This is a genomic window from Escherichia sp. KTE96, from assembly GCF_000408525.1.
Classification (GTDB): Bacteria; Pseudomonadota; Gammaproteobacteria; order Enterobacterales; family Enterobacteriaceae; genus Escherichia; species Escherichia marmotae.
In genome coordinates this window covers 1,478,389-1,491,678 of sequence record NZ_KE137149.1, presented here as the reverse complement: position 1 = coordinate 1,491,678, position 13,290 = coordinate 1,478,389, and the positions used below count along the sequence as shown (strand labels likewise).

General features: G+C 48.2%; 8 protein-coding genes. 3 read left to right on the top strand and 5 right to left on the bottom strand.

The window, feature by feature from the left end; translation table 11 throughout:
- Positions 1 to 47: 47 nt before the first annotated feature.
- Positions 48 to 938, bottom strand: a complete 891-nt coding sequence (gene prpB, locus A1WG_RS07440; protein ID WP_001515833.1) for a methylisocitrate lyase — start codon at positions 936 to 938, stop codon at positions 48 to 50.
- A 236-nt stretch (positions 939 to 1,174) separates the two neighbouring features.
- Here prpB and prpR point away from each other — a divergent pair, with 236 nt between their 5' ends.
- On the top strand, positions 1,175 to 2,761 hold the full coding sequence (prpR, locus tag A1WG_RS07445; RefSeq protein ID WP_001515832.1) for a propionate catabolism operon regulatory protein PrpR: 1,587 nt from the start codon (positions 1,175 to 1,177) through the stop codon (positions 2,759 to 2,761).
- 110 nt (positions 2,762 to 2,871) lie between these two features.
- Here prpR and yahO read toward each other — a convergent pair whose 3' ends face one another.
- Positions 2,872 to 3,147, bottom strand: a complete 276-nt coding sequence (yahO, locus tag A1WG_RS07450; RefSeq protein WP_000848012.1) for a DUF1471 family periplasmic protein YahO — start codon at positions 3,145 to 3,147, stop codon at positions 2,872 to 2,874.
- Positions 3,148 to 3,729: 582 nt separating this feature from the next.
- On the opposite strand from yahO, the gene A1WG_RS24275 reads away from it, so the two are divergent.
- Together A1WG_RS24275 and A1WG_RS07455 are read left to right on the top strand one after the other, a co-directional pair.
- Entirely contained in the window at positions 3,730 to 6,366 is a 2,637-nt protein-coding gene (locus tag A1WG_RS24275; RefSeq protein WP_024196606.1) for an autotransporter outer membrane beta-barrel domain-containing protein, read from the top strand.
- A 133-nt stretch (positions 6,367 to 6,499) separates the two neighbouring features.
- Positions 6,500 to 7,132 (top strand): LysE family transporter, encoded by a 633-nt coding sequence (locus tag A1WG_RS07455; protein WP_001515830.1) that lies wholly within the window; start codon positions 6,500 to 6,502, stop codon positions 7,130 to 7,132.
- Between the two features lie 388 nt (positions 7,133 to 7,520).
- Here A1WG_RS07455 and zorD read toward each other — a convergent pair whose 3' ends face one another.
- The 3 genes from zorD to zorB1 are packed head-to-tail and all read right to left on the bottom strand — an operon-like array spanning position 7,521 to position 13,281.
- Positions 7,521 to 10,760 (bottom strand): type I Zorya anti-phage system protein ZorD, encoded by a 3,240-nt coding sequence (gene zorD, locus A1WG_RS07460; protein WP_001515829.1) that lies wholly within the window; start codon positions 10,758 to 10,760, stop codon positions 7,521 to 7,523.
- Positions 10,760 to 12,547, bottom strand: a complete 1,788-nt coding sequence (zorC, locus tag A1WG_RS07465; protein WP_001515828.1) for a type I Zorya anti-phage system protein ZorC — start codon at positions 12,545 to 12,547, stop codon at positions 10,760 to 10,762. Before zorC ends, zorD begins: the two co-directional genes overlap by 1 nt.
- Positions 12,544 to 13,281: a type I Zorya anti-phage system protein ZorB1 gene (zorB1, locus tag A1WG_RS07470; RefSeq protein WP_001515827.1), complete on the bottom strand. Its 738-nt coding sequence runs from the start codon at positions 13,279 to 13,281 to the stop codon at positions 12,544 to 12,546. Before zorB1 ends, zorC begins: the two co-directional genes overlap by 4 nt.
- Positions 13,282 to 13,290: the final 9 nt, after the last annotated feature.

Here is a 13,290-nt window from a genome sequence, read left to right as displayed (position 1 = left end):
CGGCGCATCAGGCATCGGTTGTCGGATACAACCAACGGGCGTTTGTTTTATTTCGCCTGACTACGGGCAAACAGATCGTCGAGCTTCTCTTCGTACTGGTAGTAGTTGATGCTTTCGTACAGCTCGTTGCGGGTTTGCATGGTGTCGATGACGCTTTTCTGCGTGCCTTCCTGACGCAGGACGTTGTAGACATGTTCGGCAGCGCGGTTCATGGCGCGGAACGCTGACAGAGGGTACAGCGCCATTGCGACATGAGCGCTGCGTAATTCATCGGTGGTAAACAGCGGCGTAGCGCCAAATTCGGTAATGTTGGCAAGGATCGGCACCTGCACCGCATCGGCAAACTGGCGGTACATGGCGAGTTCGGTAATCGCCTCCGGGAACAACATCTCGGCACCGGCTTCAACGTAAGCCTGCGCACGCTCAATCGCCGCGTCCAGCCCTTCAACCGCCAGCGCATCGGTGCGCGCCATGATCACAAAGTCAGGATCGGTTTTCGCATCCACCGCCGCACGGATCCGATCCACCATCTCCTCTTTCGAGACGATCGCTTTATTCGGACGATGACCGCAGCGTTTCGCACCAACCTGATCTTCAATATGCAGCCCCGCCGCACCGGCCTTAATCATCGATTTAACGGTACGAGCGACGTTAAAGGCCGAAGAGCCAAAACCAATATCAGCATCGACCAGCAACGGCAGCGAGCAAACGTCGGTAATACGGCGAATATCGGTCAGTACATCATCAAGGGTAGAAATACCGAGATCGGGCAACCCCAGCGAACCGGCCGCCACACCGCCGCCGGAGAGATAAATTGCCTGATATCCGGCACGCTGTGCCAGCAACGCATGGTTAGCGTTAATGGTGCCGACAATTTGCAACGGGGTTTCTTTGGTGAGTGCGGCGCGAAACGCTTTACCTGGAGAGTGTAGAGACATAGCCCATCCTTTGTTATCAACTTGTTATTTCGTTGATAAACACAAAGCAAGGGCTGTGCCACAATTACTCAAATCAAACTAAGTATTAAATTTCAATGATTTATTAAAATCACGCTTAATTAATCCGCAAATATGCGTTTCAGTTAACGTTTCAGACAATGTTTCACTGCGTTTCATTGCAACAATGATGAAACAAGTCTAAACCCAATATTCGGTTTCTTGATTTATGGCGCGCAATGGCACATCCACCTCGACTTAACGACGATAAACCGGTTATCTGGACAGTATCGGTGACGCGCTTGTTCGAGCTGTTTCGCGATATCAGCCTCGAGTTTGATCACCTGGCGAACATTACCCCTATCCAGCTTGGCTTTGAGAAAGCGGTGGCCTACATCCGTAAGAAACTGGCAAGCGAACGCTGCGACGCCATCATCGCCGCAGGCTCTAACGGCGCGTACCTGAAAAGCCGCCTGTCGGTGCCGGTGATTCTGATTAAACCCAGCGGCTTTGATGTATTACAGGCACTGGCAAAAGCAGGAAAACTCACCTCGTCTATCGGCGTCGTCACCTATCAGGAAACTATCCCGGCGCTGGTGGCTTTTCAAAAAACGTTTCATTTGCGCCTCGACCAACGCTGCTACATCACCGAAGAAGACGCACGTGGGCAGATCAACGAACTGAAAGCCAACGGCGCCGAAGCGGTAGTTGGTGCTGGGCTAATTACCGATCTGGCAGAAGAAGCCGGGATGACCGGCGTTTTTATCTATTCTGCCGCCACCGTGCGCCAGGCATTCAGCGATGCGCTGGATATGACGCGCATGACGCTACGCCATAACGCCCACGATGCGACCCGCAACGCGCTGCGTACTCGCTACGTTCTGGGCGATATGCTCGGTCAATCGCCACAGATGGAACAGGTGCGGCAAACCATTTTGCTGTATGCCCGCTCAAATGCTGCGGTGCTGATTGAGGGAGAAACAGGAACCGGCAAAGAGCTGGCAGCACAGGCAATTCATCGGGAATACGTTGCCCGCCACGATGCGCGACAGGGGAAAAAATCGCATCCGTTTGTTGCCGTTAACTGCGGGGCGATTGCTGAATCACTGCTGGAAGCGGAGTTGTTTGGCTATGAGGAAGGGGCATTTACCGGCTCGCGACGCGGAGGCCGCGCCGGGCTGTTCGAAATTGCCCACGGCGGCACACTGTTTCTGGATGAGATAGGCGAAATGCCGCTGCCGTTGCAGACTCGCCTGCTGCGGGTACTGGAAGAAAAAGAGGTCACCCGCGTCGGCGGGCATCAACCGATTCCGGTGAATGTGCGAGTTATCAGCGCCACCCACTGCAATCTGCAAGAGGATATGCAGCAAGGGCGGTTTCGCCGTGATCTGTTTTATCGGCTGAGTATTTTGCGCCTGCAGTTACCCCCACTACGCGAGCGGGTTGCGGATATTCTGCCGCTGGCGGAAAGCTTTTTGAAAGTGTCACTGGCAGCACTTGCCGCCCCGTATTCTGCTGCGTTACGCGAGGGGTTAAATACCTGCCAGGCGGTGTTATTGCACTATAAGTGGCCGGGGAATATTCGCGAACTACGCAATATGATGGAACGACTGGCGCTATTTTTAAGCGTGGAACCGATGCCAGATTTAACGCTGCAATTTCTGCAGCGATTATTGCCAGAACTGGCCAAAGAATCGGTTAACGTTATCGCCGCCACCGTGCTGACACCACGGCAGGCGCTGGAGAAATTTAACGGCGATAAAACAGCAGCAGCGAATTATTTAGGCATCAGCCGCACGACGTTCTGGCGGCGATTAAAAAATTAAATTGCCGGACGCGGCGTGAACGCCTCATCCGGCCTGCAAAACTATGAATATCAATATGTTGCATTTACTGATAAACGTGCGCATTAGGCATGTTTACATGGACTTAAGAATTACTTCTTCTTATAAATATTTGCCGTGCCGTGGATCTTATTGTCAGTCTGACCGGAGGTCAGCACTAACACATCAGCCCCTTTTTCATCCGCTTTTTTGATCAAATCTTCTTTCGCATCTGCGGTAGACATTTCATTACTGGTTGAAATATCACCTATTTTTTCATATTGCGATTCAACCTTTTCAAATTCCGCTTTGGTCATCAATTCCGCTGCATAAACGTTTGTGACAACAAAAGCTAACGCACCAACTAAGAGCTTAGTTCCAGTTTTCATCGGTGAACTCCATGATGTGTGATTAGGCTAATACCCTGAAGCTAACAGTCATCATCAGGGTTGATTAATAAGTAGTTCAGCGATTAAGAAAAATCTATAGCAAAAGAGAATATATTTGTATTATTCTTAATGTGAATCCCACTTCTCCTGCCAGTTAATAACTCTTCCTGCAATTGTCGCTGGTATCATTTGAATTATTTTTTATAATAATCTCAAATTTTCACCCTGCCAGAAACTCAATGTAAAAATCATGAAGTCCACATCATTTTTCTTAATAAAAAACTTTAACCATCTATTTAATTGATTTATATAAGCTTTACTTATTGCACTTTTATAGTTCTTAAGACGATTTATTATTATTTTTTTCAAAAATACCATGTTAACATATTGACATCGATGACAAACCACAAAAAGCTATCAATGCAATAAATAACTAACACTTTAATATATTTATTGCAGCCTCTGTTACAGATATTCTTATTTAGAGAATTGCATGCTTACGCCTTGCAAGGTTTCAGGAAGAAAAGATGTGCAATAAAAAAGCATTTCGCCATTTAATTTTTAAGGATAAAAGTGAGTGATATGAAATCAGCAAAAAAAAGCTTATCGACACGGGCGATAGCCATTTATACCATATTATTTACGCCAGTATCCTTGGCTATCACCCCACCTGTAAATTCAGATAGTAATGTTGTCATTAATAATAATGAAGAGATAAAACTCATTGCGTCAGAAGGCTACGATCCCGGATGGGAGCATTTTAACTCATTGAAAGTAGGTGAAGACTCTAATGGTTCATTACTCATTGATAATCTTTCACTTACCACTTCAGCAGCCAGCATTGGTAATAATGCTGAAGGCTCCATCACTTTAACAAACCATACCAACTGGCAGTTCGACACACCTTCCTCCAATATTTTTTTAGGCACTAACGAAGGCTCCGGTACGTTATACGTGTTAGATGGTAGTAAGATAAGTGGCCTGCAATCAATAAGAGTGGGTGAGTTTTATGGTGATGCCAGGGGGACGTTGGTTATTGATGGGGAAAGCTCATCAGTCACCTCTAAAATTGCTATTGTTGGCGATCAGGGAACAGGGAAAGTATCTGTTACTAATGGCGGAACACTCACTTCCCTGACTCAAATGAATATTGGGTATGTTGACGCCAATTCTTCTCTGTCAGCTAACCAGAGTAGCTATGGAGAAGTTCTGGTTGCCGACAAAAATTCAACAGTAAATGCCCCATATATACTTCTTGGCGGATATAATACATCTTCCGTTTCTGATACTACCGGAATTCTCACTGTCAGCAACGATGGTGTAATCAATGCGAATTCATATATCTGGGTTGGTGTCTCCTCTAACGGAACAGGAATGTTAAATATTGGAGGTGCGCAAGGTGAGGCTGCGCAGCCTGCTGGTTCAATTAATACACCCCGAATTTATTTAGGGGGGACAAATGCGTCAACCACTTCAATATTAAACTTTAATCACACCAACGCTGATTTTGTTCTGACCTCATACATAGACGGTAAAGGCCAGGTTAACCAGGTAGGTTCCGGAACAACCACATTATCCGGCTCGAATATCTATACTGGTGATACCTATATAACTAAAGGCAGCCTACGCGCTGGTAAAGTAGATACCTTCAGCCCCAACTCCGATTATATTGTCGACAGCGGTGGAGATCTCGATTTAAACGGTTATTCACAAACGTTAAAAACGCTGGCACTGGCTGGAACAGCAACGTTGTCTGCGTATGAAAATGGCCACGAGTTCACGCCGACCACACTGACCATTAACGGTAACTATACTGCCAATGATGGTTTGTTAGTCATGCATACGGTATTAGGCGATGATAATTCCGTAACGGATAAACTCATCGTAAAAGGTGATACTTCCGGTAGTACCCGCGTCATGGTCAACAATGCGGGCGGTCTGGGCGCGGATACTCTGGAAGGGATAAAAATTGTGGAGGTTGACGGCCTGTCAGAGGGCGTTTTCAGTAAAGAAGGTCGTATTGTTGCCGGTCCCTATGACTACAACGTGGTAAAAAGCGACAACCAGAACTGGTTTTTAACCAGTGAAATTCCCGCAGGACCGTATACCCCACCGGAACTGCCCGTCATCCCGGAACCAGACCCTGAGCCACCTGTAACACCAGAACCCCCTGTAACACCAGAACCGCCTGTGACACCGGAGCCACCTGTTACGCCATCTGTTCCACAACCAGAACGAAAACATCTGTATCGCCCGGAAATTGGCAGCTATCTGGCCAATATTCAGGCGGCAAATACGCTGTTTAATACCCGACTGCATGACCGTCTGGGGGAAACACAATACACCGACCTGCTGACCGGCGAGCAGAAAGTAACCAGCCTGTGGATGCGTAACATTGGCGGGCATAATCGCTTTAAAGATCGTTCGGATGAATTGAGCACCCAGAGCAACCGTTATGTTCTGCAACTGGGCGGCGACCTCGCACAATGGAGCAGTAATGACCTTGATCGCTGGCATCTCGGCTTAATGGCTGGCTATGCCAACAGCAAGAGTCACACCCATTCCAACCTGACCGGGTACAGCTCACGTGGGCAAATCGACGGCTACAGTGTGGGGGTGTATGGCACCTGGTACGCTAACGAAGCGGACAAAACCGGGACTTATGTTGATAGCTGGTTGCTCTATAACTGGTTTGATAACACCGTCTCCGGCGAGTACCTGCCGGGTGAGAAATATCACTCTGACGGCATCACCGCCGCCATTGAAGCGGGTTATACCTTCCGTCTTGGTGAAAGCGCCGATGCGCGTACCAGCTACTGGTTGCAGCCAAAAATGCAACTGACGTGGATGGATGTGAAGGCAGACAATCATACTGAAGACAATGGCACTCTGGTTGAGGACAGCACCGAAGGCAACCTGCAAACGCGTCTGGGGGTGAAAGCGTATCTGCAAGGCCATAATGCTCTTGATGATCATAAAGAGCGTTCCTTCCAGCCTTTTGTGGAAGCCAACTGGATTTATAACTCCCGCAATTACAGTGTGAAGATGGATGGCATCAGCGATGAAATCATCGGTGCGCGTAACATCGGTGAGTTAAAAGTCGGGGTGGAAGGTCAGCTTAATCCGCGTCTGCAACTGTGGGGCAACGTCGCCCAGCAGTTGGGTGACAACGGTTACAGCGATACCCAGGGAATGCTGGGCATGAAATATCTCTTTTAATGCCACTTTGCCACCTGTCGCGTACAGGTGGCACTCTTTTTAGATCCGCGTTCTTTGTGATCGCGCTCGCATTCAGTCATTTTTACTATAAATATGATGAAGTTAATTCAGCTTATTTATGAGTGAAATCACTATGGTTCCTTTGCACGCCGTTTACCTGACCGTTGGACTGTTCGTTATCACCTTTTTTAATCCCGGGGCAAATCTCTTTGTCGTGGTTCAAACCAGTCTGGCTTCAGGCCGTCGCGCGGGCGTACTCACCGGGCTTGGTGTCGCGTTGGGCGATGCCATCTATTCCGGGCTGGGGTTGTTTGGAATGGCAACGCTCATTACCCAGTGTGAAGAGATTTTCTCACTCATTAAAATCGTCGGCGGCACTTATCTCTTATGGTTTGCCTGGAACAGTATGCGCCGACAATCAACACCACAGATGAGCGCGCTACAACAGCCCCTTAGTGCCCCGTGGTATGTATTTTTCCGCCGTGGATTAATTACCGATCTCTCTAATCCACAAACAGTTTTATTTTTTATCAGTATCTTCTCAGTGACGTTAAATGCAGAAACGCCGACCTGGGCGCGTTTAATGGCCTGGGCAGGAATTGTGCTCGCGTCTGTTATCTGGCGTGTATTTCTTAGCCAGGCGTTTTCTTTACCGACCGTGCGTCGCGCATACGGGCGTATGCAGCATGTCGCCAGTCGGATTATTGGTGCAATTATCGGTGTCTTCGCGCTACGGCTGATTTATGAAGGGCTAACACAGCGATGAGCTGATAATGGTATATCCAGGTCATCAACTTAATTGAGAAGTTGGACCGCCATCGAGGCCTCGAACCCCGTACCATACAACAATCCTGGTTGTCGTCTGCTCTTCCTGATGAGCTAATGGCGGTTTTTGATATGAGCCTTACAGTATTATTCGCTGTCAGGCTTTGGTGCGATGCATAAGATACAGAAAGCGCCCCATGCAAACTTGATGGAATTATGATTTTTTTCATATAAATGTCAACTCATACATTCACAAAATATATTTATTATTCATAAACCAAGCAACACCGAATCCCTGTCGGTTGACTTGCCCTGCCCCGGCATATTCAGGGTTATAGAAGGGGGCAACTTCGCGCTCTTTTAAGTCTTGTCATCAACCATTGCGTTCCCTATGCCGGGGGAGCGCCCGCCAGCACCGCTTCAAAATCTGCGGCGGTCAGATCGCTTGCCCCTTTGAGCATATCTCTGGCCAACGCTCTGCGTCGGTTCAGTAATTCATCCAGCGTTTCTTCAAAAGTCATTAACTGGCTATCACGCACTGTCGGATAATAGACGTAAACATCTTTCTGCTGCCCAATGCGGTAGGCTCTGTCAGTCGCCTGATCTTCCTTCGCCGGATTCCAACAGCGGGTAAAGTGGATGACATGATTCGCTTTTTGGACATTGACGCCAAACCCAACGGCGATGGTGGATAAAATAATAACGTTAAAACCTGGCGTTGATTGAAATGCATCGATCAGGCTCTGACGATTTTGGTCACTGCCAGATTTGGTGCTGGTATCACCATTAATAATAAAAGGCTTAAAGCCAAAATTCTGCGCAATCAGATGTTGCAGCTCTCGTTGAATATCGCGCAGTTCCGTAAAAATAATCACTTTGTCATCAGATGACTGGCGAATGGTGTTTAACGTCTCCAGCAGCCATTTTACTTTCGGAGCATCGTTACGTAAGCGCAAATCTGCACTTACGGAATAAGGCCATGCGCAAATAAGTTTCAACCGATGCAGCAACCCCAGCATACCTGAGCCTCGTTGATCCAGCCCTTCGCTGATCTCCTGTTGGTTTTGCCAGCTTACAACCGAGTGGGTATAGAGATCCCGTTGCAATGGCAGCATATTCAACTGTTTACAGTACTGATCTTCAATCTTATCCGGCAGATCTTTCGCTACTTCTTCTTTGGTGCGGCGCAGTGTCTGCGGTTCTATTAATTTGCGTAGCGATTCGAGGACAGCATTATCATTCTGTTGCTCAATGGGGCGCAGATAATCTTTACCAAAATTATTTAAAGCCCCCAACAACCCCGGCTGAACGAAGTCAAATAAACACCACAGATCGACAAGGGTGTTTTCGACTGGTGTTCCGGTACATGCGACTTTAAATTGCGCCTGAATGGCTTTTGCCGATTGGGTTATTAATGCCGCCGGATTTTTGATTTTCTGCGCTTCGTCGCACACCATTATGGACCAGGGCTGACGAGCCAGGGAAAATTCCTGATCGCGCAACGTCTCGTAGGTAGTAAGAACAATATGCGCGTCACCCACCCAGTCATTTTGCAGTAAGTTCTTAATGCCCTTGCTTTTAAGTGCCTGAGGAATGCTCTCTTTCGCGCACTTCTTCGCCTTAAGCTCATTACCATAAAGTTTTAAAATCGACACCTGCTCGCGCAGGAAGAAATTCCCGACCTCACGTTCCCAGTTATCGAGTAACGATACCGGAGCAACAATCAGCGAGGGGGGCGCATCCGGGAAACGTTCTCGATGCCAGATGAGAAAGGTTAAAATCTGTAAGGTTTTACCCAACCCCATATCGTCCGCCAGTAAACATCCCGCCGTCTCGGTTGGCGACTTTAGATACAACTGTTGGAGCCACGCCACCCCTTTACGCTGATGTTCACGTAGCTGAATGGACGTTTTGAGGATCATCGGCAGTTCGACTTCTGCCTGATGTGCGCCGAGCAAGGAATCCCGCCGTTGTTTAACATACAGCGCCTGCTCAATATTTTGTTCTATCAGCAGAACGGCACGACTAACCGGTTCACTGCTTACGCCATCATTTGTTTCGCCATCGATTTTCTTTTTCCATTTATCGTGGAAAATTTCTGCTTCTTCGCGAGGCAAAAGGTTGTCGTTCCAGGGCATGGCAACTTCCGGCGCATCCGTGGCTTTTGCCTCTTCCAGCCGCTCTTCCAGTTCCTGAAAATGTTGATGATTATCGAGATCCCAGCCAGAGAACATGACCTCGCACATCTCTTGCGCAAGGTTCTCCGGAAGCCATTTTTCACTTTCACTTTTGACCAGATAAGGCGAACTGATTTTTTCAAATTCACCGATCCCGATAACCCGGTCACTGTATTTGTTGAGATCGAGAACGTGGGTAAAATTCATTCCCGCCGCCTGTTGCTGCCAGTTTTCAAGCAACGCCTGATAACCTTGCAGTTCTTCCTGGCTGAATCTGGAAAGCTCCAGATCGTAACCCTGCCAGACTCCGGCGGGCAGTTGTGCCGCTAACTTTTGTTCCAGTTCAGAGAGCAACGCCGCCAGTTCACCTGGGCGTTTAAAGATATAGGTTTCATCCGGCACGGATTGTTCAGTTCTGGGGCTGAGAAAAAGCGTTACAGATGCAATTTGCCTGTTTTCATCGATCTGCGGCTCCAGACGAAAATCATAAAAGTAGATCCCGGCGTCCTGTAAATTCTGCTCGTAAACGTCAGGATCGAGCACCTGGCTCGCCTCTTCACCAATCCAGGTGTAGGGATTGCGAACAAATGAGAGCGCATCATCCCCCGCCACACGACGCCCGGTAATAGCGTGCACGGAGGTCAGGACGTCTTTGACTTCAGGAGAAAGAATGACATGATTTAAGACACCATCATCCCCTAAAACACGGTAACGATCCTGCACCTGTTGCGTACGGTCAAAAATCTGTAACCAGTTTGCAGGCTGCTCATCAAAAACCGGTTCAATTTCCAGTACCGGAGTATCTACCACCAGCGATTTTCGCAGTTTTAACTGTAACGATTCTGGCCTGATAACGATCGTTTTTGCGAGATAGTCATCCAGTTTTGCCCCTGCTTTTTTGGCCTGCCGCCGTATTTTAGCCCAACTGGTTTGGTTGACCGTTTCGCCCGGCGTCTGTCGCTGCTGCAATCTGAGTTGCTGTAGTGCGTCCAGAAGCTGCCAGTTCTCTTCGCTTAACACAAAGGTGCCTTCCGCAGAGGAAAAGCTGGCTCCCGTGCAAGTTATTCCGACGGGGCGATAGTCGTCGGGCTGCGTCCATTTATCAATGAAAACGCGAAAAGTATCATCGCTAATACTTCCCGTTGCAGCAAGATGAGCCGTCAGATTGCGCTGTGGAGGAAAAGCGAAAATCGCCAGGCTGCTGGCATAGTCATCATTTTTCCGGATGCGATAAAAATCATCCCAGCTAAGAAACCAGCAATCAGACCAGTGTGAAACATAATCTTCCTCATGAAGCTGTTCCAGACATGAGGCGACAGGCCAGTTATCTTCACTATCAGCAAGACTAAAGGGGAAAGAAAAGCCCTCCTCTTTCATTACATACAGCGGCACAAATGAAGCGGGTAGTGAGGTATTCTCTTTAATAAATTTACCCAACAATTTTTTGAACACTATTTGCTCCAGTAAGTAAATTTACCCAGCACCGGTTTAAACCCGAGGCTGAGTAATTTTTGCGCCGCTTCATGGTCAGGCTCATTGAACTGAATGTGGATTGCGCCCCCCAGCCCTCGTTTATCCATCACTTTACAATCGACCGAACGAATAACCTCCCGGATTTGCTGTTCCCGGCCAGGTAGCTCTTTTTTGGCTTTTAACGCTGAGGCGATGATGTTGGTTTGCTCTTCCCGGTCTGACTTTGCATCACTGACTTCATGTTCAGGCAACGATGCAGGCTCTGGCCGACTCACGGTCTTTGACGCATTGAAGCGGGAGGCATCCAAAGTGACAGAGGGCTGATTTACATCTTCCGCAACGTAATCAATACCCAACTTACGAAGTTCTTCGTCATATCGGCTCATCCAACCTTCAATTCGGTTGAGTGAGTAGCGAAATACCGGCGACAAATGCGGTAAACGCAACCGGACTTTGCGCCGGTTATTCCGCTTATCTTTCAGATCATAATCAATATCAAGAATGCCGGTTTCCGGATTAAAGGGCGCATTCCCCATATGGTAGGCATACATCGCCCCCACTTTCGAAAATTCGACAAACAGATAATCGCCAATGCGCATAATCATGGCATTGTTATCGCGTGAACCAGAGCCTTGCAGGCGGCTTAATCGCCCTGCGTTTTTCGCCCTGAACTCAACATAATCGGCATCTTTGGATCGCAGCGCCTCTTCGCCCAGCACAATGCGCGTATAGCTCATCTGATTGGCAAAACGTAGCCAGTAGAACAGGCGCGCATGGTCAACATCCCGATTGCCTTTCAGCAACTCAAAGAACAGTTTCAGGTCGTCTTTGGCGAACCACCCTTGCACCATCAGTAATACGGGATTTTCAACGTGAACATGCCAGCTTTTATTACGACTGGTTAACTGCGGATTTCCCCAATATTCCAGGGCCAATTGCTTGAGTTCGAAATGTGTTTGATGTTTAAAAGCCGACTGATAATAACGGGTCAAAGTGGCTGCCAGAATATTATCTTTAAACCGCGTAAGCTGGCGGCTTAACGCGATAAGCGAATTAATTTTCTGCTGAAAATCATCGTCATTCTGGCGAAAAATCTCATTGATCAGGTGGTTAACAATTTTGCGCCATAACCAACTGGTTTGCGGAATTTGCGCAACTTTCTCCAGCACCGAAATATCCGTTATTTCTCCGCGCCCGAGCTGTTGTCCGAGAAGAAACCCTGCATTATCGGTAAAAATATCGCTATAGGTGCCAATGACCGACATCCAGGACATCTGACGCGGCGCACTCTCCTTAAGCTGTTGAAAACCGTGGGCAATCTGCGTGCGTAGCTGCAGCCACTGCGGATTCTTTTCTGGCGTATCGCTGGCATGACCAAAGTAGCTGGTACATAACGCCAGCCATTCCCGCCGCGTTAACCGCCGCTGCGCAATTTTTTGTTCAATTTCAGCGATAATTCTCGCAAAGTTTGTTGCATCATCCATCAATGCAATTTCAAACAGATCGCCTTCTGCTACGTCATTGAGGCCAAAAAAAATCATCTTCCATTCGAAGGGCTTTGGCATCTCCCCCGCACGCAGTCGGGCAATGGCCTGTCGGCGTTTCTCCAGAGGGGGAACCATCTTCACCGCGCGAGCATCTACCTTTCTCTCAAGTTGCGCGATAACGCGCTGAAGATAGTTAAAAGCGTGGCTTACCGTCGGCTGCGCGTTCTGCTCTCTGTAGGGAAGTAAGCGGGTTTTCAGTTTTTCAATAGCGGAAGTCATTGCATGATTCCTAGCTGACAGGTTTCCTGGCTAATGCCTGGAACAACATCCATGCTTTCATCGTGCTTTTTGTCTTTCAGGCCAAAGAATTGCATCCGCAGTTCTACGCGACGGCTGGCCTCTTTGCTCTCTTTCGCATTGTTGAACGAAACCCCACCCGCCAGAAATAATTTGCGGATCTGGACTTGCTGTTCCGGGGTTATTTTTTGCTGTAGCGCGCTTCTGCTATCCAGCAAACTGCACATCACCCACTCCGAGCGTTGCAACGAAAGATGCAAGTTATAGAGATAAGAACCATCGGTATCCGTAAAACCTTCTATAACAATTTGCTTAAACCATTTTTTGCCTTCATCGCTATTTGCCGCCTCCAGCACTAACGGCACCACATCCTGTAGCGCCTGTAATCCTTCGGCGTTAAGCGCGAAGCGATTGTGCTCAAAACGCCCTGCTTCACCAAAGCTGATACGGTTATCATGGCAGTCAACCTGAATCGTCTTGTTGAGATTTTTTGCCTGAAGTTCAAGTTTTTCACACAGGCGAGCGATATCATGCCCGCGCGATCTCTCCCCGGCTTCCGCCTGCTGAATTCGCTGCGTAACAGAGCTAAGCGACGCCACCATCACCACCAGAAACAACACCATCATGGCAGTCATCAGATCTGCATAGGAGATCCAGAAAGGTTTTTCCGCTTCATCGCTGCGCCGTTGCCTGCCATTAAATACCCGGTTAAACATCAGCCTGTT